The sequence below is a fragment of the Simplicispira piscis genome (assembly GCF_054783455.1).
In genome coordinates this window covers 7,665-30,849 of sequence record NZ_BAAGQN010000004.1, presented here as the reverse complement: position 1 = coordinate 30,849, position 23,185 = coordinate 7,665, and the positions used below count along the sequence as shown (strand labels likewise).

General features: G+C 61.9%; 20 protein-coding genes and 1 tRNA gene. 10 read left to right on the top strand and 11 right to left on the bottom strand.

Annotated features, from left to right (window positions below):
* Positions 1-14: 14 nt before the first annotated feature.
* The 4 genes from ACYVOC_RS01425 to asd form a co-directional block, all read right to left on the bottom strand.
* Positions 15-2,711 carry a cation-translocating P-type ATPase gene (locus tag ACYVOC_RS01425; RefSeq protein ID WP_461160627.1) on the bottom strand — a complete coding sequence of 899 codons (2,697 nt, stop codon included), beginning with the start codon at positions 2,709-2,711 and terminating at the stop codon, positions 15-17.
* Positions 2,701-3,729, bottom strand: a complete 1,029-nt coding sequence (locus tag ACYVOC_RS01420; protein ID WP_461160626.1) for a sodium:calcium antiporter — start codon at positions 3,727-3,729, stop codon at positions 2,701-2,703. The genes ACYVOC_RS01425 and ACYVOC_RS01420 overlap by 11 nt, the downstream gene beginning before the upstream one ends.
* Before the next feature lie 94 nt (positions 3,730-3,823).
* Positions 3,824-5,815 (bottom strand): peptidase U32 family protein, encoded by a 1,992-nt coding sequence (locus ACYVOC_RS01415; RefSeq protein WP_461160625.1) that lies wholly within the window; start codon positions 5,813-5,815, stop codon positions 3,824-3,826.
* A 59-nt stretch (positions 5,816-5,874) separates the two neighbouring features.
* On the bottom strand, positions 5,875-6,732 hold the full coding sequence (gene asd, locus ACYVOC_RS01410) for an archaetidylserine decarboxylase (protein ID WP_233521105.1): 858 nt from the start codon (positions 6,730-6,732) through the stop codon (positions 5,875-5,877).
* A 183-nt stretch (positions 6,733-6,915) separates the two neighbouring features.
* Here asd and ACYVOC_RS01405 point away from each other — a divergent pair, with 183 nt between their 5' ends.
* The 4 genes from ACYVOC_RS01405 to ACYVOC_RS01390 all read left to right on the top strand — a co-directional run bounded on the left by ACYVOC_RS01405 (position 6,916) and on the right by ACYVOC_RS01390 (position 9,671).
* Complete coding sequence (locus ACYVOC_RS01405; protein ID WP_461160624.1) at positions 6,916-8,106, top strand: HPP family protein; 1,191 nt, start codon at positions 6,916-6,918, stop codon at positions 8,104-8,106.
* A 227-nt stretch (positions 8,107-8,333) separates the two neighbouring features.
* Positions 8,334-8,582, top strand: a complete 249-nt coding sequence (gene infA, locus ACYVOC_RS01400) for a translation initiation factor IF-1 (RefSeq protein ID WP_024815327.1) — start codon at positions 8,334-8,336, stop codon at positions 8,580-8,582.
* 87 nt (positions 8,583-8,669) lie between these two features.
* Positions 8,670-8,746: transfer RNA gene (locus ACYVOC_RS01395), tRNA-Pro, on the top strand.
* A 145-nt stretch (positions 8,747-8,891) separates the two neighbouring features.
* On the top strand, positions 8,892-9,671 hold the full coding sequence (locus tag ACYVOC_RS01390) for a heparan-alpha-glucosaminide N-acetyltransferase (protein ID WP_461160623.1): 780 nt from the start codon (positions 8,892-8,894) through the stop codon (positions 9,669-9,671).
* A 58-nt stretch (positions 9,672-9,729) separates the two neighbouring features.
* On the opposite strand, the gene ACYVOC_RS01385 is transcribed toward ACYVOC_RS01390, so the two are convergent.
* From ACYVOC_RS01385 to ACYVOC_RS01360, 6 genes are all read right to left on the bottom strand, one after another.
* Complete coding sequence (locus ACYVOC_RS01385) at positions 9,730-10,515, bottom strand: peptidylprolyl isomerase (RefSeq protein ID WP_116003785.1); 786 nt, start codon at positions 10,513-10,515, stop codon at positions 9,730-9,732.
* A 66-nt stretch (positions 10,516-10,581) separates the two neighbouring features.
* Positions 10,582-10,851, bottom strand: coding sequence for a BolA family protein (locus ACYVOC_RS01380; RefSeq protein WP_461160622.1), 270 nt, complete (start codon positions 10,849-10,851; stop codon positions 10,582-10,584).
* Complete coding sequence (locus tag ACYVOC_RS01375) at positions 10,848-11,402, bottom strand: septation protein A (RefSeq protein WP_116003787.1); 555 nt, start codon at positions 11,400-11,402, stop codon at positions 10,848-10,850. Before ACYVOC_RS01375 ends, ACYVOC_RS01380 begins: the two co-directional genes overlap by 4 nt.
* Positions 11,403-11,423: 21 nt before the next feature.
* Entirely contained in the window at positions 11,424-11,837 is a 414-nt protein-coding gene (msrB, locus tag ACYVOC_RS01370) for a peptide-methionine (R)-S-oxide reductase MsrB (RefSeq protein ID WP_461160621.1), read from the bottom strand.
* Entirely contained in the window at positions 11,834-13,324 is a 1,491-nt protein-coding gene (locus ACYVOC_RS01365; RefSeq protein ID WP_461160620.1) for a protein adenylyltransferase SelO, read from the bottom strand. The genes msrB and ACYVOC_RS01365 overlap by 4 nt, the downstream gene beginning before the upstream one ends.
* A gap of 43 nt (positions 13,325-13,367) precedes the next feature.
* Entirely contained in the window at positions 13,368-14,423 is a 1,056-nt protein-coding gene (locus tag ACYVOC_RS01360; protein WP_461160619.1) for an AraC family transcriptional regulator, read from the bottom strand.
* 171 nt (positions 14,424-14,594) lie between these two features.
* Here ACYVOC_RS01360 and ACYVOC_RS01355 point away from each other — a divergent pair, with 171 nt between their 5' ends.
* Complete coding sequence (locus ACYVOC_RS01355) at positions 14,595-16,304, top strand: carboxylesterase/lipase family protein (protein ID WP_461160618.1); 1,710 nt, start codon at positions 14,595-14,597, stop codon at positions 16,302-16,304.
* A gap of 18 nt (positions 16,305-16,322) precedes the next feature.
* On the opposite strand, the gene ACYVOC_RS01350 is transcribed toward ACYVOC_RS01355, so the two are convergent.
* Complete coding sequence (locus ACYVOC_RS01350) at positions 16,323-17,009, bottom strand: Crp/Fnr family transcriptional regulator (protein ID WP_461160617.1); 687 nt, start codon at positions 17,007-17,009, stop codon at positions 16,323-16,325.
* A gap of 158 nt (positions 17,010-17,167) precedes the next feature.
* Between ACYVOC_RS01350 and ACYVOC_RS01345 the strand changes: the two genes are divergently transcribed.
* From ACYVOC_RS01345 to ACYVOC_RS01325, 5 genes are all read left to right on the top strand, one after another.
* Positions 17,168-18,319, top strand: a complete 1,152-nt coding sequence (locus ACYVOC_RS01345; RefSeq protein ID WP_461160616.1) for an ABC transporter substrate-binding protein — start codon at positions 17,168-17,170, stop codon at positions 18,317-18,319.
* A gap of 42 nt (positions 18,320-18,361) precedes the next feature.
* A complete protein-coding gene (locus ACYVOC_RS01340) occupies positions 18,362-19,999 on the top strand; it encodes a 3-(methylthio)propionyl-CoA ligase (RefSeq protein ID WP_461160615.1) in 1,638 nt (545 codons plus the stop codon).
* 132 nt (positions 20,000-20,131) lie between these two features.
* Positions 20,132-21,367: a branched-chain amino acid ABC transporter substrate-binding protein gene (locus ACYVOC_RS01335; protein ID WP_116003794.1), complete on the top strand. Its 1,236-nt coding sequence runs from the start codon at positions 20,132-20,134 to the stop codon at positions 21,365-21,367.
* A 72-nt stretch (positions 21,368-21,439) separates the two neighbouring features.
* The gene (locus tag ACYVOC_RS01330; RefSeq protein WP_116003795.1) at positions 21,440-22,393 is read left to right on the top strand and encodes a branched-chain amino acid ABC transporter permease; all 954 of its coding nucleotides are present in this window, start codon (positions 21,440-21,442) and stop codon (positions 22,391-22,393) included.
* 4 nt (positions 22,394-22,397) lie between these two features.
* Positions 22,398-23,185, top strand: a 788-nt coding sequence (locus ACYVOC_RS01325) for a branched-chain amino acid ABC transporter permease (RefSeq protein ID WP_461160614.1), incomplete at its 3' end; no start/stop codon positions are given.

Sequence of the window (23,185 nt, the reverse complement as noted above, 5' to 3'; positions counted from 1 at the left end):
AATTTGCTATGAGCTTATTTGGCGGCCCGCCTGCTGCGCAGGGCCTTTCCGACTTCCACGGCGATGTAAACGGTGGCGGCGGCGGCCAGGCAGATCAGCAGCTCTGACAGGCTGAGCGGCTGGGTCTTGAAGATGGGGTTGAGAAAAGGCACATAGATGGTGGCCATCTGCAGGGCAAAGGTGAGCAGCACGGCGCCCAGCAGTGGGCGGTTGCTCAGTAGTCCCAAGCGCCAGATGGGTTCGGATTCAGAGCGGATGGCGATGACATGCGCCATCTGGGCCAGGGTGAGCACCGTGAACACCATGGTTTGCCAGTGGGCATGGCCGGTGTGCAGAGCCCAGGCCTGCACGGCCAGGCACAACCCGGCAATCAGCAGGCCCATGAACAGGATGTGCTGCCACATGCCATGGGCGAACAGGCTCTCGTGCGGTGGTCGGGGCGGGCGTTGCATGATGCCGCGCTCGGCGGGTTCGGCCGCCAGCGCCAGGCCGGGCAGGCCGTCGGTGACCAGATTGACCCACAGGATGTGGATGGGCAGCAGCGGAATGGGCAGAAACAGGAGCGGTGCGAGGAAGATGGTCCAGACCTCGCCTGAATTGCCGGTCATGGCATAGCGCACAAATTTTCGGATGTTGTCGTAGATGCGGCGCCCCTCCTTCACTGCGGCCACGATGGTGGCGAAGTTGTCGTCGAGCAGCACCAGGCTGCTGGCCTCGCGTGCCACATCGGTGCCGCCGCGCCCCATGGCCACGCCAATGTCGGCGCGTTTGAGGGCCGGGGCGTCGTTCACGCCATCGCCGGTCATGGCTACGAAATGCCCCTGGGCCTGCAGCGCCTCGACGATGCGAATCTTTTGTTCCGGGTCGACCCGCGCATACACCTGCACCTGCTCGACCTGCGCGCGCAGGGCCGCAGCGTCCAGCGTGGCCAGATCGGCGCCGGTGAGCACCGGGGCGTCGCTGCGGGTCACGATACCCAGGCGGTGCGCAATGGCGCGTGCTGTGGCGGGGTGGTCGCCGGTGATCATCACAGGGGTGATGCCCGCGCTGATGCAGTCGCGCACGGCGGCCTGCGCCTCGGGGCGGGGCGGGTCGATAAGGGCGATCAGGCCCAGCAGTTCGAGCTGGCTTTCCACGGCATCGAGCGCATTGGTATCGGGCAGGCAGGCATGGTGGCGCCGGGCCAGGGCCAGCACGCGCAGGCCCTGTGCGGCCAGGGTGGAGGCGGTGGCCAGCACGCTGGCCCCGTCGAGTGGGGCGCCGCCTTCGGGCGTCCATTGCGCGGTGCAGCGCGGCAGCAGCGATTCGGGGGCGCCCTTGGTGTAGGCCACAAAGCCATCGCCCTCCCGGTGGAAGGTCGTCATGCGCTTGCGGTCGGAATCGAAGGGCTGTTCTTGCACGCGCGGGCACGTGTGGTCCAGCTGGTCCTTGTCCAACCCGCCCGCGTGCGCAGCCAGCACCAGGGCGGTTTCGGTGGGGTCGCCCATCCAGGGGGTGGCCGTGGCGGGTGTGCCGTTTTCATCGGTGCCGTTGCGCCCGTGGCGCACTGCGTCGTTGCACAGGGCTGCGGCGCGCAGCGCTTCGTGGTGCACGGGGCCGGGCAGGGCGTCGCCCGGTGTCCAGCGCTGGCCCAGGGCCAGCAGTTGTTCTGCCTGCATGCGGTTCTGGGTGAGGGTGCCGGTCTTGTCGGAGCAAATGGTGGTGACCGAGCCCAGAGTTTCGACCGAAGGCAGGCGGCGCACCAGCGCATGCACGGCCACCATGCGGCGTGCGCCCAGCGCCAGCAGCACCGTCACCACCGCGGGCAGCGCTTCGGGGATGGCCGCCACGGCCAGGCTGATGGCCGTGAGCGCCATCAGCAAGGGTGCCTCGCCGCGCAGCACGCCCACCACGAAAATGATCGCGCAGATGCCCAGCACCGCCAGTGCCAGGCGCTTGCCGAATGCGGCCAGGCGCAATTGCAAGGGGGTGCTGCGGTCCTCGCTGTCGAGCAACCGGGCCACTTTGCCCAGCTCGGTGTGCATGCCGGTGGCCACCACCAGACCACGGGCACGGCCATGGGTGGCCGTGGTGCCCTTGAATGCCATGTTGGTGCGGTCGCCCAGGGCACTGGCACCTGCAAAGGCCAAGGTGCCGGTTTGCTTGGCGACGGTGACCGATTCGCCCGTCAGCGCAGATTCGTCCACCTGCAGTTGCGCAATCTCGATGAGGCGCAGGTCGGCTGGAATCTGGTTTCCAGCCTCCAGCAGCACGATGTCGCCCGGCACCAGGGCGCTGGCGGCCAGGTCCTGCACCTCTCCGCCGCGCAGCACGGTGGCATGCGCCGCCGCCAATTGCTGCAATGCCGCCATGGCCTTGTCGGCGCGCCAGGCCTGCACGAAACCGATGATGGCATTGAGCACCACGATGACCAGAATGACCAGTGTGTCTGTCAGTTCTCCCACCAGGCCTGAAACGATGGCGGCGCCCAGCAGCACCAGAACCATGAAATCCTTGAATTGATCGACCAGCAGGCGGGGCCATCCGTGCGATGCGGGGCCCGCCAGTTCGTTTGCGCCATGCAATTCGGTGCGGCGTCCCGCTTCGTCAGGATGCAGGCCGGTGTCCGGGTCCACGCCATGGGCGCGGGCCAGGTCCGGGATGTCGCGCAGGTGTGCGCCGCCCGTGGGCGCAGGGGCTTGAGGAGATGGCTGGGCCGGGTCAGTTGCCATGCAGAAAAATCACATAGGTGTTGAGCAGGTAGACCGCCACAAGGGCCAGGCTGACGGCGCCCACGGCGCGCAGGACCCGGTCGCGTGGGCGGAAGAACAGGCCGACCATGGCCAGGCCGGTCATCACGATGGCCGACGCGGTCGAGACGGCGTGCACCAGTGATACGTCGGCCAGCAAGGCGCCCTGGCGGTAAAAAAGGTCGTCCACGGCAATGATGGTGACGTTGAACAGGTTGCTGCCCAGTAGGTTGCCAATGGCCATGTCGAGCGCACCCAGGCGCAGGGCCGACAGGGTGACGGCCAGCTCCGGCAGGGTGGTGGCCATGGCCACGAACAGGCTACCGACAAAACTGCGGTTCCAGCCCATTGCGTGTGCCAGGTCAATCGCGGCAAAAGGTAGCCACAACCCTGCAAGCACGACCACCAGCGCCGCCAGCGCAAAGCGTGCAATGGCCTGGCGCAGCAAAGTGGCTGCAGGGGCCGAAGCTGGCTCCATGTCCGTTTCGGTCGGGTGGGCGCGTTCATAGGCAAAAACAACGCGCATGGCCACTACATACAACACCAGCATGGCGGGCGTCATCAGCCCCAGCCCCCAGCGCGAAGCTTGGGAGGCAGGCTGCGGCGCCAGTTGGCCGATCAGTAGGCCCAACAGCAAAAAACCCAGCAGTACCACGCCAAAAGCAGCCGCCAGCACATGGCCCCGGTGGGCGCGGCTCCAGACAGGTTCGCGCCGGTGCAGCAGGTCGATCACCACGAGAAATGCCAGGTTCAGCACGCAACTGCCCACGGCATTGCCCACAGCCAGGTTGGGCGCCTGGGCCAGGGTCACGCTGGTAATGCCGGTGGCCAGTTCTGGCAGCGAGGTGACGCTGGCGACCAGCGTCAGGCCAATCCAGCTCCCCGACAGCCCGGTGTGCCGTGCGATCGCATCGCCATAGCGCGAGAGTTGAAAGCCTGCGGTACCGATCAAGGCCGCGCAGGCTGCAAACTGCATCCAGGCCCAGGCAGCGGCACTCATGCGGCCAGGGGTCTCCAGGCGGCAGGCGATGAAACGGGGCGGTGCAGTGAGACGCGGGTCATGGTGATTTCCAGGGCCCGCAGGGTGCCGCGCATCAGGGCGCGCGCTGCGGACGGTGGGTGTAAAAGGTAACGGGGGTTTCGTGCGCTTGCTGGAGCACGTGGCGCTTGATCTTGCCGACGACATGCATTTCACAGGGCTTGCAGTCAAAGCGCAAGGTCAGCCGCTCGTTTCCGTTGACCAGTGTCAAGGGTTCGGCGCGAATCGTGCCCTGTACTCCTGTGACGCCCTTGGCCTGCTTGGGACATAGGCTCAAGGAATAGCGTACGCAGTGCTTGGTGATCATCAGGCTGACTTCGCCTTCTTCCTCGTGGCTCTCGTAAGCCGATGCGATCACCTTGACGCCATGGCGCGCATAGAAGTCGCGTGCCTTGTGGTTATACACATTGGCCAGGTAGGTCAGGGTGTCCTCGGGGTAGGGCGCTGGGGGCTCTACCGGCTGTGCGCGTTGCAGGCGCACCCAGCCATGGTTGCGCGCGGCTTCAAGGCTGGCCAAGGCATCGCGGCGCAAGGGGTTGAGCACCGAGGCCGGTATGAACCATGGCTGGGAGAACTGCAGCCTGATATCGTGCACGGCAAAGTGGCTGCTGCCAAAGCGGCCCAGTTGCTCGCGCAGGCTGGCTTCGGCCTGGGCCCTGTCCTGGGCAGTCTGGTGGGGCTGGGCCACCTCGGCTGTGCCGGTGAAACCGTCCTCGTCCGTCAGCGTGATGGCGAATCCATGGACGGTATCGGCCAGTTGTACCCACAGGCCGATACGCCGGTCGCTCGACTTGCGGTCGAGGCCACGCACCCAATCCATGTCCCGGTTGCGGTTGATTTCTGTGCCCTTGCGCAGATCCTTAAAGCCTTCCATCGGATCTTTGGGGAAGACACGCCACTGGGTCGTGCTGCGTGGTGATGCGGGCTCAGCGCGGTTGATGGCCAAGCCGACCAGTTCCTTTTGCAGGTTGTAGTAGCACAGGCCGTCGCCGTTGTGCAGCACGGTTGCGGGGTTGCTCACTTCCAGCTCCACGAAATTTGGCCCCAGTTTTGTCACCCAGCCAATGGCTTGGCCGGGGTTTTTGGGGGTATCGAAGGCTCCAATGTCGTCTTTGCGTCCATTGACAAAGTAGTCGGTGAACTCGCGGTTGAAGTTTTGCAGTGGATCGGGCGTGAAGGTGAACCGGGTACGGCCGCTGGAAGCGCGGGCCAACGGGTGGGCAGAGTTTTCGCGCTCATCGATGATTTCGTCGAGCAAGGTGCGGTAGTGGGCGGTGATGTTCTTCACGTAGCCCATGTCCTTGTAGCGTCCTTCGATTTTGAAGCTGCGCACCCCGGCATCGATAAGCGCACGCAGGTTATCGCTCTGGTTGTTGTCTTTCATTGAGAGCACATGCTTGTCGTGTGCAATGAAGCGGCCCTGTGCGTCGGTCACCTGGTAGGGCAGGCGGCAGGCCTGGCTGCAGTCGCCCCGGTTGGCGCTGCGGCCCGTTTGGGCATGGCTGATGTTGCACTGGCCGCTGTAGGCCACGCACAGCGCACCATGGATGAAAAACTCGATACTGCACCGCTCGGGGTTGGTGGCGGCGCGCACGGCGGCGATCTGCTGCACGGTCAGCTCGCGCGCCAGCACGATCTGGCTCAGGCCGGCGTCTTGCAGAAAGCGTGCTTTTTCAGGTGTGCGGATATCGGTCTGTGTGCTGGCGTGCAACTGGATCGGCGGCAGATCGATCTCCAGCAACCCCATGTCCTGGATGATGAGCGCATCGGCGCCCGCGTTGTAGACCTGCCAGGCCATCTGGCGAGCATCCTCCAGTTCGTCGTCGCGCAAGATGGTGTTGAGCGTGATGAAGATGCGGCTGTTGAAGCGGTGCGCGTGCTTCACCAGGCGTTCAATGTCCCGGATGTCGTTGCCCGCCCCGGCACGTGCGCCAAAGGCCGGGCCGCCAATGTAGACGGCGTCGGCGCCGTGGTCAATGGCCGCAATGCCGATGTCGGCGTCACGGGCGGGAGAGAGCAATTCAAGCTGGTGGGGCAGGAGGGACATGGGGCGCAATTATCCCGCCGAGGGCGCCTACGCGCTGGCAGCCCCTGCGTTTCCCCGCTTTATGCGGGACTTGCCTGTCGTTGTGCCATGGCTTCTCCCAGGCGGATGGGCCGTGCGGCGGCCCAGTCGGGGTTGAACTGCAGCGGCCCTTGCGGAAATAGCATGACCACGGTGGAGCCGAGCAAAAAGCGGCCCATTTCCTCGCCCTGGCGCAGGGTGATCGACTGGTCGGCGTAGTCCCACCGGCGCGGCACATCGGGGCGCGGCGGGTTCACCAGGCCATGCCACACCGTGGCCATGCTGCCCACGATGGTGGCGCCCACCAGTACCAGCACGAAGGGTCCCTGGGCGCCATCGAATACGCAGACGACGCGCTCGTTGCGCGCAAACAGGCCCGGCACACCGCGTGCGGTGGTGGGGTTGACAGAAAACAGGTCGCCGGGGACATGCACCATGTGTTGTAGCGTGCCGTCGCAAGGCATGTGGATACGGTGGTAGTCGCGCGGGCTCAGGTACAGGGTGGCGAAATGACCGTTCTGGAACTGTGCGCCCAGGGCGGCGTCTCCACCGACCAGCGCGGTGGTGGTGTAGCTGTGCCCTTTGGCCTGAAAGATCTGGTCCTGCTGTATGGGCCCGAACTGGCTGATGGCGCCGTCCACCGGACAAATCAGGTCGGCATTGGCCAGGGGCCGCGCACCCGTGCGCAAGGGGCGGGTGAAGAAGTCGTTGAAGCTGGCATAGCTGGCCGGGTCTGGATTGGCGGCTTCGGCCATGTTGACGCCGTAGCGGGCCACAAAACGGCGGATGAGGGTGGTGGTCAGCGCGCCGGCACGCGCCGATGCAATGCGCCCCGCAGCGACGGTCAAAGCCCGTTTGGGCATCAGGTACTGGGGCAGTACGGCAAGTCGATCGGACACGGCAGGGCTCATGGGGGAGTGGCGCAAGCGCGCCATTCTATCGGCGCGCGCTGCGATGACATGGCTGCGGCAAGGTCAATGAGCGGGCGCAGGCAGTACCGCTCCAACCAAGGCAAAATTCGCCCCCCTTTTGTCTGGTCAGCCACAGCATTGGCGCTGGGCGCGCTTGTTTTCTGCTTTCAAATGCCTGATTTTTCTCCCGAGCCAGTCCCGCCGAATCCCGCTGCCTTTGGGCGCATGGCAGGCTGGCTGCGCAATTTCTGGCCCGCTCCGGTGGGCATCAATCGTCGCGAATGGTTGCGCGTGACCATCGGTGTGGCACTGGGGGTGCTGCTGTCGGCATTGCTGGGCCGTTGGTGGTGGCACGCCGGGGCCGGTGGGCATTACTGGATGGTGGCTTCGTTGGGGGCCAGTGCGGTGCTTGTGTTTGGTATGCCATCCAGCCCCTTGTCGCAGCCATGGTCGGTGCTGGGTGGCAATGCCCTGTCCGTGCTGGTGGGAGTGGCCTGTGCAGCACTGGTGCCCGATCCCTCGCTGGCGGCAGCGCTGGCGGTTTCGGCCGCAGTGCTGGTGATGGTGCCGCTGCGCTGCCTGCATCCACCCGGGGCGGCCGTGGCCTTGTTTGTAGTGCTCAACCCCGAAGAAAGTGCGCAGCTGGCGGCGTTCCCTGTGATGTTCAATGTGTGCGTCTTGTTGCTGGCGGGCATTGTCTACAACAATCTCACGGGGCGCAGCTACCCGCATCCACAAAATGCCGCGCAGGCGCCGCAAGCTGAAGGGGATGGCGGCTTCACCAACGCAGACCTTGACGCTGCACTGTCGCACTACAACCAGGTGCTCGATATCAGCCGCGCGGATCTGGCGGGGCTGCTGCACATGGCGGGCAGGGCTGCTTTTCAGCGCACACTGGGAGAGTTGCGCTGCGCCGACATCATGTCCCGCCCACCCATGGCCGTGGAAGCAGGGGTGGCCCTGAAAGACGCCTGGGAGATGATGCAGCGCGAGCAGATCAAGGCCTTGCCGGTGGTCGATTCCGCAGGGCAGGTGCAAGGTATCGTCACCATGGCGGACTTCATGCGCCTGGCCAAACTCGAGATGCATGAAGGATGGGGACAGCGTTTGCGCACCCTGGTGAGGGGGCGCTCGGGCCAGCCGACACGGGTGGAGGACATCATGAGCCGACAGGTCCAGGTGGTGCAGGCACATCAGCATGTGATGGACCTGGTGCCGCTTTTTTCCCGGGGTGGACACCACCACATACCTATCGTAGATGCGAAATCACGGTTGGCTGGAGTCATCACCCAAACCGACCTCGTGCGTGCTCTGGCGTCGGCTTTACCTGCCCCTGAAGGCACGCCGGTTGGCAACCTGTAGGCAAAAAGGCTGCATCGCGCTACAATCGACAGGCTCATGCACAGCGCTTTGCCTGTCCATTGAAGCCGTCTCTCCCGGCATTCTTCCCGAACTGCGCCCCGGGTGCAGCGAACCCCACAGCATGCAAAGCACATGGCGTCTGCCGTAAGCGACAGGCGGTACCGTCTGTGGAGGAACCGCAATTTCGCAGGCGCCGTCCACGGATTGAATTGTTTTAGAGATTGAATATGGCAAAAGAAGAACTCATTGAAATGCAGGGCAGCGTCACCGAAGTGCTGCCCGATTCGCGCTTTCGCGTGACGCTGGAAAACGGTCATCAACTGATCGCCTATACCGGCGGCAAGATGCGCAAGCACCACATCCGCATCCTGGCCGGTGACAAGGTGTCCCTGGAGCTTTCTCCTTACGACCTGACCAAAGGTCGCATCACCTTCCGTCACCTGGCAGGCCGCGGCCCGGGCCCGTCCAGTCGTTGATGGGGTGTGGCCAGCGTGCTCACACTAAAAATAAAATCCTTCCTTGGTTCTGATTCGGTGAATTTTTCGGGTTAGAATTCTAGCTGTCGGAGCGTAGCGCAGCCTGGTAGCGCATCTGCTTTGGGAGCAGAGGGTCGCGAGTTCGAATCCCGCCGCTCCGACCATTGTTTGAAGGACTTGCAACCCCGTGTTGCAAGTCCTTTTTGCTTTGGGGTGCAAAGTTTACTCCTGTGTGGAGCGCTTCCCTTCCACGCAGATCGGTGCTTGCTGATGGCATCATGGCGCTTTGCGTTCATTGCCCTTTGCTGCGTGACTCCATCCAAATCTCTGTCTGTTCCTGTCGTCAGCCCGGTCCGCCTGGGTGTTGTCGATGCCTTGCGCGGCAGCGCCATGGTGTGGATGAGCGTCTTTCATTTTTGTTTTGATCTGAGCCATTTCGGCTACTGGCCACAAGACTTCCGGTCTGACCCGGTCTGGACGCTGCAGCGCACGTTGATCGTCAGCCTGTTTTTGCTGTGTGCAGGCATGGGCCAGGCCGTAGCGATCCACCAGGGCCAGAGTTGGAATCGGTTTGGCAAGCGGTGGATGCAGATTGCAACCTGCGCCATGCTGGTGACCCTGGGCTCTTTGGCGATGTTTCCCCGCAGCTATATCTATTTTGGTGTGCTCCATGGCATGGCGGTCATGCTGCCGCTGGTACGCGCTACGGCGTCGTGGCGGCGCTGGTTGTGGTTGGCGGGTGGGATTGCTCTGGCATTGCCCTGGATGGCGCATGCCGCATTGACCGGGCCGCTGGCCGATTGGGCGGTGTATTTCAATGCCCGTCCCCTGAACTGGCTGGGCCTGGTTTCGCGCAAGCCATTCACGGAAGACTATGTGCCGCTGCTACCCTGGCTGGGAGTGATGTGGTGGGGTATGGCGGCGGGAATCTGGTTGCTGGAGCATCGCACCCATTGGCTGCAAGTGCGTCTGCCTGCCGGGTTGCAAGGTTTGGCCGTGCTAGGGCGATGGAGCCTGAGCTATTACATGCTGCACCAGCCGGTGTTGCTTGGTCTGTTGCTGCTGTGGGGCGTGGTGGCGGGACACTAGAACCCAGGCATAAAAAACGCGGCCGGGGCCGCGTGTTGGTGCAAAAAGCATCAGGTACTTATTCGACCTTGGCCTTGGCGCGCATTTCTTCCTGGAACTTGGCCGCCTTCGTCTGCTGCAATTGTTGGGCAATCTGCGGCTTGACTTCTTCCAGCTTGGGCAATTGGGCCGTACGAACGTCATCCAGGCGGATGATGTGCCAGCCAAACTGGCTCTTGACCGGAGTGGTGGTGGTCTTGCCCTTTTCGAGCTTGGTCAGAGCTTCGGTGAATTCGGGGACATAGCTGCTGGGGTTGGCCCAGTCGAGGTCACCACCCTTGGCGCCAGAGCCTGGGTCTTTGGATTGCTTCTTGGCGATTTCTTCAAACTTGCCGCCCTTTTTGAGCGCAGCGAGGATGGCCTTGGCTTCGTCTTCCTTTTCGACCAGGATGTGGCTGGCCTTGTATTCCTTGCCGCTGTTGGCGGCCACGAACTTGTCGTACTCTGCCTGGATTTCGGCATCGGTCACGGCGTTCTTCTTCTGCTCGTCGAGGAACAGCTCGCGGATCATGATGCTCTGGCGTGCCAGTTCCATCTGTGCCTTGTAGTCGGCCGAGGCATCCAGCCCGCGTCTTTGCGCTTCCTGCATGAAGATCTCGCGGGCGATCACTTCTTCCTTGATCTGGCCTTCCATTTCAGGCGTGACCGGGCGACCCGAGCGCTCCACCTGCTGGCGCAAGGCTTCGGCGCGCTCCTTCGGAATAGGCTTGCCATTGACGATGGCAAGGTTTTGGGCAGAAACGGGCAGGGCCACGGTGCCCATCAAGGCGGCGGCCACGAGGCCGGTCAAGAGCTTTTTCTTCATTCGAAATCCAAAAAGAGAATGGTTTTCCAGGCGGGGAGCTAACGAGAGGAATGCACTGCCGCCTGTTCAGAGAATTTCAATCGCGATGGCGTGGGCGCCCCGGTCAATGAATTCTTGCAGCGCATCATACACAAGGCGATGCTGGCGTACGCGGGGCAAACCAGTAAACATTGGTGACGCAATGCGCACCCGAAAATGGGTGCCAAACCCGGTGCCGTTGGCGCCTACGTGGCCATCGTGCGCATGGCTTTCATCGAGGACTTGCAGCGCGGTGGGCGTGAGTTTTTCGCGCAGGCGCTGTTCCATGTTCGGGGCGGTGATGGCGAGGGTGTTCATGCCAGAGGATCCTTTGCGTTATCGGTGTCCTTGATGTAACGGCTGAGAAAAAGGGCCTGCGCCAGTACAAAAAGCAGCATCAGCCCCAGCCCGCCAAACAGTTTGAAGTTGACCCAGGTGTCGGTGTCGTAGTGGTAGGCCACCCAGAGGTTGATACCGCCCATGGCGGCAAAAAAACCGGTCCAGCTCCAGTTCATGGCACGCCAGGCGGCGTCGGGCAGTTCCATTTGTGCACCCATCAGGCTCTGGATGAAATTCTTGCGAAAGAACAGTTGACCGATGAGCAGGGTGCCGCCCATCAGCCAGTAGAGCACTGTCGGCTTCCATTTGATGAAGGTTTCACTTTGCGCCAGCAGGGTGGCCCCGCCAAACAGCACGATGACGCCCAGGCTCAGCCATTGCATGGGCTCGACCTTGCCGTGCTTGACCCGCAGGTAGGCGATTTGCACTACGGTGGCAGCGATGGCGATGCCTGTAGCCACGTAGATGCCCCAGAATTTGAAGGCAACGAAGAACAGGATGATGGGGAAAAAGTCGATCAGCAGTTTCATGGCGTAGCCGGTGGTGCCTTGTCAGGAGGCGTCGGGAGCAAAGTCCAGCGACGCCGAGTTCATGCAATAGCGCAGGCCCGTGGGGGCCGGCCCGTCCTCGAAAACGTGGCCCAGGTGCGACCCGCATTGTGCACACACTGTCTCGGTGCGGTGCATGCCGTGGCTGCTGTCGGTGATTTCGGCAATGGCGCCGGGCACCGCCTGCGAGAAGCTGGGCCAGCCGCAGCCTGCGTCGAACTTGGTGCCAGAGTCAAACAGCTTGTTGCCGCAGCAGATACAGTGGTAGCTGCCGTCCTGCCAATGCGCCTCGAATTTGCCGGTAAATGGGCGCTCGGTCGCTGCATGGCGGGTGACCGCCAAGGCGCCGGGCTCCGCATTCTTGGCCTGTAGCGCTTCCTGCCACTGGGCCTCGGTTTTCTGGATGGGATAGTTCATGATGAGCAGCTGATGGAAAGTTGCTGGGCCCAGTCGGGCGGGAAATCGGCATACGCCTCGAAGCCCGGATGTTCGTCGAACGGACGCTCGAGCAAGGCTTGGAGTGTGTGTACTTCGGAAAAATTCCCGGCCTGTGCAGCGCGAATGGCCTGCTCTGCAAGGTGGTTGCGCAAAACAAGCTGTGGATTATTGTTTAGCATAAAATTGGCATCTAACGCAATACCAGTAAGCGCTGAATGCTCTGAATACGATAGTAACCAGCGATCAAAACCTGCACGATCAGCAAACAGGTCGCGCACTGGTTCATGGTTGCCCGACGCCACCGCATGCGACAGGCGGCGCCAGAAGATGGTGTAGTCCACAGCATTGTCGGCCAGCAGGTGAAGAATACCGTCGATCAGCGTGCTGTCGCTCTCATGCGCCGCCGCCAGCCCGAGCTTGCCACGCATGTGTGCCATGAATTCCGCGGGAAAGAGGGCAACGAAAGAATCTAATGCGGCCATGGCGATGGCCGGGTCGCCAATCAGCGGCTGCAGGGCTTGGCCCAGCCGGTACAGGTTCCAGCGCACGACGGCAGGTTGCTGCTGGAAGGCATAGCGCCCCTGGTGGTCGCTGTGGTTGCAGATGTGGCCTGGATCGAATGCATCGAGAAACTGGAAGGGGCCGTAGTCGATGGTCAGGCCCAGGATGCTCATGTTGTCGGTGTTGAGCACGCCGTGGCAAAAGCCAACCGCCTGCCACTGCGCCACCAGGGCTGCTGTGCGCTCGCTCACTGCTTGCAACAGCGCTGCGTAGCGGTTGCCGTCAAAACCCGCTCCCGCCTGGCATGCGGGGTAATGGTGCTCAATCACGAAATCCGCCAGCGTTTGCAGCTCGGTCAACTGCCCGCGCGCGGCGAAATGTTCGAAGTGCCCAAACCGGATGAAGCTGGGCGCGACGCGGGTGACCACGGCGGCTGTTTCCATGGCTTCGCGGCGCACCGGCTCGGGCGAGCCTGTCAAGCACAAGGCGCGCGTGGTGGGTATGCCCAGCGCGTGCATGGCTTCGCTGCACAAATACTCGCGGATGCTGGACCGCAGCACCGCCCGGCCATCCCCCATGCGTGAATAGGGTGTGAGGCCGCTGCCTTTGAGCTGTATCTCCATCGGCCCCGCCGGTGTTTCCACTTCGCCCAGCAGGATGGCCCGGCCATCGCCGAGCTGCCCAGCCCATACACCGAACTGGTGGCCGCTGTATACGCTGGCCAGGGGGGCGCTGCCGTGCAGGGGGGTGTTGCCACTCAGGGCGTGCAATGCCGCGTCGGAGTGCAGCCACTCCGGCGCCAGCCCAAGTTCTTGTGCCAGCCCTGCGCTGGTGCTAACCCAGTACGGGGCGGGCAGGGGGGTCGGTTGTAGCGGGGTATGGAAAGCGGGCCCCAGAGCGGCGAAGCTGTTGCGCCAGGCCAGGCCGCAATCGGCCCGCTCCGGGCGGTCTTCAGACTGGTTCATACACCTATTCTCCCGCAGGGCGCAAAGCACGTGGCGCGCAGGGCTATCCCGGGTGGTGGGACGACGGGCCGTTCGCTGGCAACTGGGCGCGGTATTGCCCTGGAGGCATGCCAAACCAGCGTCGGCAGGCGCGAAACAAATTGCTCTGGTCTGCAAAGCCGAGCAGGTCAGCCACTTCGCCGAGACTGCGGTGCGCGTCGCTCAGGTACTGGCGGGCCAGCTCGCACCGGGTTGCATCCAGCAGTTGTGCAAAGCTGCTGGCCTCGGCCAGAAGACGGCGCTGCAGGGTGCGATCGGACAAGTGCAGGCGCGCCGCGATGACGTCGCGGCGCGGCTCGCCTCCTTGATGCAAAACGCGCGCCAGTTCGCTGCGCACGCGCGTGCTGATGTGGGTCTGGCCGAGCTCGTCCAGCCGCTCTTGAACCAGTCGGCCATGCAACTCCCACAAACTGGGGTTGTACGTGGGAATCGGGCTGAGCATGTCCTGTCTGGCCAGCAGCATGCGGCTGGCGGGCTGGTCAAAGCGCATGGGCACGTCAAAAGCAACCCGAAGCGGTGCCGGGTTGGCGGGAGCCGGATAAACCCATTCCACGGCCAGCGGTTCGACCTTCTGGCGTGTGAGCCACTGGCACAGCATGAGCAGGGTGAGCATGCCGTATTCCACGCGCTGGCGTGGCACCGGGCGGGCGGTGCCGATGTGGCCAAGGATCAGCCAGAACCCCCGGGTGTCTTCTTTCTGCAGTGCAAAAGTGGCGGCGTCTGACACCACGGCCATCTGGCGCGCCAGAAGCTCAAACCCTGCGCGCAGGCAGGGGGCCGATGCGAGTGCGTGGCCCACCACGTCCAGGTAGCCGTAGCGCGCGGCCAGCGGGCGGTCGAGCCCGAGATGGCTGTTGCCCGACTGCGCTACGGCCAGCTCCCATACCTGGCTGAAGGCATCGGCGGGAATGCGGGCCGTTGGGTCTTGCAACACAGCGATATCAATGCCTGCCTGTGCAAACAGTGATCGGGTGTCCAGGCCCTGGGCCGACATCATGTCGGCCACACCTTTGACCCATGCGGCGGAGCTGGTGCGGCCGATCACCCCCTTGAAAGGCATCGCAGATTCCTCGGAGGGCGGATGGCGCGTGAAGTCATTGTGTTGGCGTGGTTACGACAGTGGCTTAAAGGAGGGGTGTCCACAGAATGGCGGGGTGCCTGTTCAGGGCCGCAAGTGTGGACCGGATATCGCTTGCATGCCCATTCCTGAAAACCCCATGAGGAGACAAACATGATGAAGTTGCGGTTCTTAATGCAGTGGTGTGGTCTTGCCTTGCTGGCAGGCACGGTGGCCGGTTGCGGTGGAACGCTGGGTACGGATGCGCCCGAGTTGCGTGCGACCACCTACGGCGTGGTTCGGGGGGTGAACGACAGTGCCGTTTCGGGCACCTATGCATGGAAAGGCATTCCTTTTGCACAAGCGCCTGTGGGGGCGCTGCGCTGGCAGCCTCCGATGGAACCCGCCGCCTGGCCAGGCGTGCGCGATGTGCGTACTTTTGGCAACGCCTGCCTGCAAATAGGCCGTATTTATGGGCCCGGTGCGAACAACCGGTTCGACGACAGCATTGCGCAGACACTCAACACGCCGGTGGGCAGCGAGGATTGCTTGACGCTCAATATCTGGCGCCCGGCCAGTTCTCAGGAGCGCCTGCCCGTGGTTCTGTTTTTGCATGGGGGCAGCGCCATCTCGGGTTACACCGCCGACCCGGTATATGACGGTGCGATGTTGGCGCGCACCGCGAATGCCGTGGTGGTGACGGCAAACTATCGCCTTGATGTGCTGGGCTATATGCAGATGCCCCAGCTGGGTGGTGGCTCGGCGTCCTATACCGGGAACTATGCGCTGCTGGACCACATGCAGGCGTTGAAATTCCTGCAGAAAAACGCCGCAACTTTTGGTGGTGACCCGGGCAACGTGACCCTCATGGGGCAATCGGCGGGCGCAATTAATGCATTGGCATTACTGGCCGCACCGCAGGCCAAGGGTCTTTTCCACAAGATCATCCCGATCAGTGGCGGTCTTTCGTTGGCTGAAAATCTACCAAAGGGAACTATTCCGACCCTGAATCCGGTGGCGAAATATTCGGCGCAGTCGAGTCTGCTGCTCGCTCACCTGATCGTGGATGAGGGTCTGGCAGCAGATCTTCCTGCTGCCCAGACGCTGGCAGGTGCGTGGTCGTCGGCCCGGGTTGGGGAATACCTGCGCGGCAAGGACGGGAAGCTCGTACTGCAGACCGTCCTCAAGTACGGCTTGGGAGGGTCGGGACCGATTCCCGATGGCGTTTTTCTGCCTGTCAATCCAATGGCAGAAATAGCGGCGGGCCGTTACAACAAAGTTCCCGCATTGGTGGGCAGCACGGGTCAAGAGGGTAAATTGTTTGCACCTTTCCTGGCGCTGCTGGGCGGAAAACCGGGGATGAAAATAGACGATGCGACGCGCTTTCGCATGATGCAGGCGTTTGACCCCGATGCGCCGCCAACGCTCACGGCGGCAGACATCCTCGATCCGTCGTATTTACCGGTCACTGCCCCTGGTACTGGCTACAACGCCAAGACCGACCTTTTGGGTGCGCTTTTTACCGGCGCTAGCCGCGATAATCTGCTGCAATCTTTGCGCTCCCAGCAAGACAACGTATGGGCATATCAGTTCAACTGGAGTCAAGAGCCCGCACCTTGGAACGATGTGTATGGCTCAGCCCATGCATTTGATTTGCCATTCGTATTTGGTAACTTTGGTCCTTCGGTTTTTGCTAGGGCAGTGAACAGCCGGGCCAATCAGCCTGGGCGTCTGGCACTCTCCACTGCAATGATGGGGAGTCTGGGAGCATTTTTGCGAACAGGCAATCCAAACAATGCGGCACTGGGCAAGACGTGGGAGCCGGCGCCTCGGATCTGGTTATTCGATGCGGATCTGTCTGATTTGCGCATGGGCCAGAAATAGGGTGGTACCGCAGGTTCGTCAGTCGCCGGCTGTGGCCTTGAGGTGCGCCGCAAGCGCGTCGTCGTCCACGATAGCCACCCGTCCGAAGTCCAGCGACACGATGCCTGAGGCTTCCAGAGTGCGCAGCACGCGGTTGACGGTCTGGCGCGAAAGGCCGCACAGCTGGCCGATTTCTTCCTGTGTGAGGTTGAGCCTGCGCGTGCTGCGCCAAAACAGACGGCTGAGGTACAGCGCCACGCGATGCTCTGTTGAGCGCATGCGACCCGCTTCGATGATGGCCATGGCCTGGCCTAGCCGCAAGTTCATGTGCAGCACCAGAAATTGGTTGAAAGCCAGGCTGGTTTCACGCAGCGTAGCGAACAGAGGCTGTGGCAGGCAAAGCAGCTGGGTCGGGCGCAGGGCCACCACTTCGTACTTGCGCGGCTCGGGTTTCATGGCAGAGCCTTCACCGAACCAGTCGCCATCGGACACGCCGATGAAAGCCGATGCGCGCCCCTTGCATGCAGGGCTTTGCAGCAAGACCAGCCCCGAGAGCACGGCGTGCCAGCCCTCCACGGCAGAACCTGCAGGCAGCATGACATCGCCTTTGGCACCGCCGATGGCATACACGTCGCGACGCAACTGTTCCTGCAGATCAGTGGGAATCGAGGTGAACCACGGCTGGCACGCAATGAAGCGATCCGCCGAGGGGGTGGTGCAAAACATGGCTGGATTGTCGCTGCATATGTGTCTGCAACTGCGGGAAAACCCGTGCTAAATGTCGGACAGGCGACAGGTGTTGGATTTCCTGTCCAGGCACAGCACACTGCGCGGCCTTTGCGTCGCATGTGATGCAGAAGCATCCCAACGAAACGGAGACCGAAATGTTGAACAAGAGACGCGTGCTGGGTGTGCTGGCCTCACTGGCATTGCTGGCGCCCTGGGGTGCGCTGCATGCGGGGCCGGGCGTAACCGACAGCGAGATCGTCATTGGCCAGTCACTGGGGTTGACCGGCCCGTTGGCCGCCATGGCCCCAGAATTGGTGAATGTCACCAAGACGTATCTGGACGGCGTCAATGCCCAGGGCGGCATCCATGGGCGGCGCATCCGGATCGTGACCGAGGACGACGGCTACAAACCGGAAAACACTGTCCGGCTGGTGGGCAAGATGGTTGCAGAAGATCAGGTATTCGCTTTGATGAACCTGACTGGCACCGCCAATGTGGGTGCCATCCTGCCCTTGCTGGCCAAGGAGACCCCGCCCGTACCGTTGATTTCGCCCTTTACCGGGGCCGACCTGCTGCGGGAGCCGGCCATCAACCATGTCTTCAATGTCCGCGCCAGCTATGGCGACGAGGTCGAGAAGCTGGTGCAGCACCTCACCACCCTGGGTGTACCGCGCATCTCGGTGCTTTGGATGAACAACGGTTTTGGCAAGGATGGTTTGACGGGCGCACGCAAATCCATGGAAAAACGCGGACTCAAGCTGCACTCCGATGCACCCATCCAGGCCGACTCCTCTGATGTGCAACAAGCGGTGCAGGCCCTGAGCGCCAGCGCACCCGATGCCATCATCATGATTACCGCGGGTGCGCCGACGGTGACTTTTATCAAGGCGTATCGCAAGGTGAGCCGGGCAGCCCGTTTCTACACCACCTCGGTGATGGGGTCGCAGTCCACCATCCAGGCACTGGGGCCTGATGGCGTGGGTGTGGTGGTGACATCGGTCGTGCCATTTCCATGGAGCCACAGCCTGCCTGTGGCTCGGGAATACCGCGCGGTGTTGAAGAAGGCCAACATGGAGGAATCAGTGTCTTTCATCGGCCTGGAGGCCTATATCAATGCCAAGGTGCTGGTCGAGGGACTGCGCCGCGCCGGCAAGGACCTGACACGGCCCCGCTTCATCCAGGCCCTGGAATCCTTGCGGCATTTTGATGTGGGCGGGTTCGAGGTGGACTATGGCAAAGGGGTGCGCCAAGGCTCCCGCTTCGTGGATTTGACCATCATCGGTGCGGGTGGCAAGTTCACCCGTTAGGATGGTTCTGTTTTTATGGAATGCATAGTTAAAGGAGCACATATGCTGGGTTTGATGCAGAGTCAGCCATTGCTGATTTCGTCGTTGATTGAATTTGCCGAGCGCCACCACGGCGACGGGGAAATTGTTTCGCGGCGCGTGGAAGGCGATATTCACCGCTACACCTACCGTGATCTGGCGGCGCGCTCGCGCCAGTTGGCCAACGCGCTGGACAAGCAAGGGTTGGCGTTCAGCGACCGTGTGGCTTCCCTGGCCTGGAACGGCTATCGCCACATGGAAATGTATTTCGGCGTGAGTGGTTCGGGCCGTGTGCTGCACACCATCAACCCGCGTCTGCACCCCGAGCAGATTGCCTGGATCATCAACCACGCAGAAGACCAGGTGCTGTGTTTTGACATGAGCTTCCTCCCCCTGGTGCAGGCTGTGCATGCCAAGTGCCCCACGGTGAAGAAATGGGTGGCACTGTGCGATGCCGACAAGTTGCCGGCAGACACGGGCGTCCCGGGGCTGATCAGCTATGAGGCATGGATTGCCCCCCAATCGACCGAATATGCCTGGCCGCAGTTTGACGAAAACACGGCGTCCAGCATGTGCTACACCAGTGGCACCACAGGGAACCCCAAGGCTGCGCTCTACAGCCACCGCTCGACCACGCTGCACGCCTATGCAGCCGCATTGCCCGATGTGATGTGCCTGTCGGCCCGCGATGCCGTTTTGCCCGTGGTGCCCATGTTCCACGTCAATGCCTGGGGCATTCCGTACTCTGCGGCGCTGACCGGCTGCAAGGTTGTTTTCCCCGGTCCGGCGATGGACGGCAAGTCGATCTACGAATTGATCGAGGCCGAGAGGGTCACCTACGCTGCGGGCGTGCCCACGGTCTGGCAGATGATGCTGGGCCACATGAAGCCCGCCGGCCTGAAGTTCTCAACGCTCAAGCGCACCGTGATTGGCGGCTCGGCCTGCCCACCGGCCATGATCACCGCCTTCCAGGATGATTTTGGTGTCGAGGTGCTGCACGCCTGGGGCATGACTGAAATGAGCCCGCTGGGCACTCTGTGCACGCTCAAGAACAAGCAGCTCGACCTGTCCAAGGACGAGCAGATGAAGATCCGCCAGAAGCAAGGGCGGGCCATCTTCGGCGTGGACATGAAAATCGTGGACGGCAATGGCGACGAATTGCCCTGGGACGGCAAGACCTATGGCGACCTGCTGGTGCGCGGACCGTGGATTCTCGGAACCTATTACAAGGGAGAGTGCCCGTTGGTCGAAGATGCCCAGGGCCGGGGCTGGTTCCCCACGGGCGACGTGGCCACCATTGACGCCAATGGCTTCATGCAGATCACTGACCGCAGCAAGGACGTGATCAAGTCGGGTGGCGAATGGATCAGCTCCATCGATATTGAAAACATCGCCATGGCGCATCCTGCCGTGGCCATGGCTGCCTGCATTGGCATGCCGCACCCCAAGTGGGATGAACGCCCGATTGTTGCCGTCACGCTCAAGCAAGGTGCGGAGGTCACGCGCGAGGAACTGCTGCGGTTCTTCGAAGGCAAGACTGCGAAATGGCAAATCCCGGACGACGTGGTGTTCGTCGAGGCCATTCCTTTGGGTGCGACCGGCAAGATGCTCAAAACAAGGCTGCGTGAGCAGCTCAAGGATTACAGGCTTCCAAGCCTGTGATGAGAGGCTGCCATGGAACTCGGGGGAGTGCCATGGCAGTCGCGCGTGTGATAGGTGCTAGGGGCAATCCCTGAGTAATGATGCAGCGCAACACTGTACGCTGCACTTTGTTGATTCAACTGGAGACTAAAAATGAAATTTGCTATCAAGACCGTAGCTGCTTCCCTTTTGCTGGCAAGCGCTACAGGTGCTTTTGCTCAAAAGGGTGAAACCGTCAAAATTGCCTGGATGGATCCTCTGTCTGGCCTCATGGCAGCGGTCGGTACGAACCAGCTCAAGAGCTGGCAGTTTCTGGCAGAAGAATTCAGCAAGAAGAATGTCGCGGGCGTGAAGTACGAGATCATCGGCATCGACAACAAGCTCAGCCCGCAGGAAACCAGCAGCGCCTTGCGCTCTGCCATTGACCAGGGCGTGCGCTACGTGGTGCAGGGCAACGGCTCGGGCCCTGCGCTGGCCATCATGGATGCGCTGGAAAAGCACAATGCCCGCAATCCCGGCAAGGAGGTGCTGTACCTCAACTACGCTGCGGTGGACCCTGACCTGACCAACAGCAAGTGCAGCTACTGGCATTTCCGCCTCGATGCCGACACTTCCATGAAAATGGAAGCGTTGACCACTTACATGAAGGATGTGCCAGAGGTCAAGAAGGTTTACCTGATCAACCAGAACTACTCGCACGGCCACCAGGTTTCCAAATACGCCAAGGAAATGCTCAAGCGCAAGCGCCCCGACGTGCAGATCGTGGGTGACGACCTGTCGCCACTGGCCCAGGTGCGTGACTTCTCGCCCTACATCGCCAAGATCAAGGCTTCGGGTGCCGACACCGTGATCACGGGCAACTGGGGTTCCGACCTGGCGCTGCTCATCAAAGCTGCCAACGATGCAGGCCTGAACAACGTCAACTTCTACACCTACTACGGCTCCGTCTCGGGCACGCCCACGGCCATGGGTGCGAACGCCGCAGGCCGCGTGTACATGGTGGCTTATGCCCACATGAACCTGCCCGGCCCGCTGAACCAGATCGTGGTGGACTACAAGAAGAAGTTCAACGATGACATGTACACCGGCGCCGTGTACCACGGCTTTGCCATGCTGTCCGAAGCCTTTGCCAAGGCCAAGTCCACCGAGCCGGCCAAGGTGGCCCCCGTGCTGGAAGGCATGAAGTTCAAGAGCTTCAACGGCGAGGTCGAAATGCGCAAGACCGACCACCAGCTCCAGCAGGGCCTGTTTATCTCCAAGTGGGAAAAGGCCGGTGGCAAGAACCCCATTGACTCGGAAGGTACGGGCTACACCTTTGTGCCCGTGAAGTACTACGAGCCCTATGTGGCCAGCACGCCGACGTCGTGCCAGATGAAGCGCCCTTCCTAAAGCGGTTATTTCGGTATATGAGGCCCGATACCCCTCGGGCCTCTTTTTTTGACCTAGTGGTGAAGAATTTCCATGAATCCTGAGTTTTTCGTCATCTCGACGCTCAATGGCGTGAGCTATGGACTGCTGCTGTTCATGCTCAGTTCGGGCCTTACGCTGATCTTCAGCATGATGGGCGTGCTCAATTTTGCGCACACCAGTTTCTACATGCTGGGGGCCTATTTCGCCTACACCATCTCCAGTGTGGTCGGGTTCTGGCCGGCCCTGGTTCTGGCACCCTTGGCAGTGGGTGCCCTGGGGGCGCTGTTCGAGCGCTACAGCCTGCGCCGCGTGCACAAGTTCGGGCATGTGCCCGAGTTGCTGGTCACGTTCGGCTTGTCGTATTTGATTCTGGAACTGGTGCAGCTGGTGTGGGGGCGATCGACCGTACCCTATGGCCTGCCCGAACAGCTACAGGGGCCGCTCTTCACCATCTACGGCACGCAGTTTCCCAAATCGCGCTCCTTCATCATGCTTGTCGCCCTGGTCATGCTGGTCTCGGTATGGCTGCTGTTGACGCGCACACGCATTGGCCTGGTCATCCAGGCAGCCCTCAAGCACCCCGAGATGGTGCAGTCTCTGGGCCACAACGTGCCGCGCGTCTTCATGCTGGTGTTTGGCGGCGGCTGCGCGCTGGCTGGCCTGGCGGGGGTGATTGGTGGCAACACCTATGTCACCGAGCCTGCCATGGCGGGATCGGTGGGCTCCATCATCTTTGTGGTGGTGGTGGTGGGCGGCATGGGCTCGCTGGCGGGTGCCTTCCTGGCATCGCTGATTATCGGGTTGGTGCAAACCTTTGCCGTGGCCATGGACCAGTCGCTGGCGACCGGCCTGCAAGCGCTGGGCATGGCAGTGACCGAAGAAACCTTTGGCTGGCCTTTGCTCAAGCTCACCATTTCGCAGGTGGCTCCCATCCTGCCGTACCTCTTTTTGGTGCTGATTTTGATCTTCCGCCCCAAGGGCCTTTTGGGCACGCGGGAGGACTGATGCCATGACAATGACTACATCCACCGCTACTTCGTACTACCGTTTCAAGCCCTGGAACGTCGGGCGCATCGTTATCTGGTCTTTGTTTGCGCTCGTGCTCATTGCAGCGCCGCTGCTGTTCACCAGTAGCCTGGCGCTGACCATGCTGTCGCAGATCGGCTACCTGATCGTCATTTGCTTGAGTTACAACATGTTGTTGGGGCAGGGCGGCATGCTCAGCTTCGGGCATGCGGTGTACACCGGGCTGGGCTCCTTCATGGCGATCCACGCGATGAATCTGGCCGGCAAAGGCAGCATGCCCATTCCGCTGGTTCTGATTCCCTTGGTGGGCGGGCTGGCCGGCATGCTGTTTGCTGTGCTGCTGGGTTTTGTAACCACCAAGAAATCGGGCACCACCTTCGCCATGATTACCTTGGGTATTGGGGAACTGGTGGCCTCGATGGCTCTGATGTTCCCTGAGTTCTTTGGCGGCGAAGGCGGTATCACGACCGATCGCGTATATGGCAAGTCGTTCATGGGTCTGAGTTTTGGACCGGCCATTCAGGTGTACTACCTGATCGCTGCCTATTGCTTTGTATGCACGGCTGCCATGTTCGCCTTCACGGCGACGCCGCTGGGGCGCATGCTGAATGCCGTGCGGGACAACCCGGAGCGGGTCGAGTTCATTGGCTACAACACCCAGCGGGTGCGCTATTTCGCGTTCATCGTTTCTGGGTTCTTTGCCGGCATCGGTGGTGGCCTGGCGGCGATCAACTTCGAGATCGTCACAGCGGTGGACAGCGTGAGCGTGAT

Excerpts from the sequence above, each read along its gene's own strand:
- ACYVOC_RS01405 (WP_461160624.1), top strand. The coding sequence starts at position 6,916 with ATGCCTGATTTTTCTCCCGAGCCAGTCCCGCCGAATCCCGCTGCCTTT.
- ACYVOC_RS01360 (WP_461160619.1), bottom strand. The coding sequence starts at position 14,423 with ATGCCTTTCAAGGGGGTGATCGGCCGCACCAGCTCCGCCGCATGGGTC.
- ACYVOC_RS01380 (WP_461160622.1), bottom strand. The coding sequence starts at position 10,851 with ATGAACACCCTCGCCATCACCGCCCCGAACATGGAACAGCGCCTGCGC.
- ACYVOC_RS01420 (WP_461160626.1), bottom strand. The coding sequence starts at position 3,729 with ATGAGTGCCGCTGCCTGGGCCTGGATGCAGTTTGCAGCCTGCGCGGCC.
- msrB (WP_461160621.1), bottom strand. The coding sequence starts at position 11,837 with ATGAACTATCCCATCCAGAAAACCGAGGCCCAGTGGCAGGAAGCGCTA.
- ACYVOC_RS01355 (WP_461160618.1), top strand. The coding sequence starts at position 14,595 with ATGATGAAGTTGCGGTTCTTAATGCAGTGGTGTGGTCTTGCCTTGCTG.
- ACYVOC_RS01425 (WP_461160627.1), bottom strand. The coding sequence starts at position 2,711 with ATGGCAACTGACCCGGCCCAGCCATCTCCTCAAGCCCCTGCGCCCACG.
- ACYVOC_RS01365 (WP_461160620.1), bottom strand. The coding sequence starts at position 13,324 with ATGAACCAGTCTGAAGACCGCCCGGAGCGGGCCGATTGCGGCCTGGCC.
- ACYVOC_RS01340 (WP_461160615.1), top strand. The coding sequence starts at position 18,362 with ATGCTGGGTTTGATGCAGAGTCAGCCATTGCTGATTTCGTCGTTGATT.
- ACYVOC_RS01345 (WP_461160616.1), top strand. The coding sequence starts at position 17,168 with ATGTTGAACAAGAGACGCGTGCTGGGTGTGCTGGCCTCACTGGCATTG.
- infA (WP_024815327.1), top strand. The coding sequence starts at position 8,334 with ATGGCAAAAGAAGAACTCATTGAAATGCAGGGCAGCGTCACCGAAGTG.
- ACYVOC_RS01335 (WP_116003794.1), top strand. The coding sequence starts at position 20,132 with ATGAAATTTGCTATCAAGACCGTAGCTGCTTCCCTTTTGCTGGCAAGC.
- ACYVOC_RS01415 (WP_461160625.1), bottom strand. The coding sequence starts at position 5,815 with ATGTCCCTCCTGCCCCACCAGCTTGAATTGCTCTCTCCCGCCCGTGAC.
- ACYVOC_RS01350 (WP_461160617.1), bottom strand. The coding sequence starts at position 17,009 with ATGTTTTGCACCACCCCCTCGGCGGATCGCTTCATTGCGTGCCAGCCG.
- ACYVOC_RS01385 (WP_116003785.1), bottom strand. The coding sequence starts at position 10,515 with ATGAAGAAAAAGCTCTTGACCGGCCTCGTGGCCGCCGCCTTGATGGGC.
- ACYVOC_RS01330 (WP_116003795.1), top strand. The coding sequence starts at position 21,440 with ATGAATCCTGAGTTTTTCGTCATCTCGACGCTCAATGGCGTGAGCTAT.
- ACYVOC_RS01375 (WP_116003787.1), bottom strand. The coding sequence starts at position 11,402 with ATGAAACTGCTGATCGACTTTTTCCCCATCATCCTGTTCTTCGTTGCC.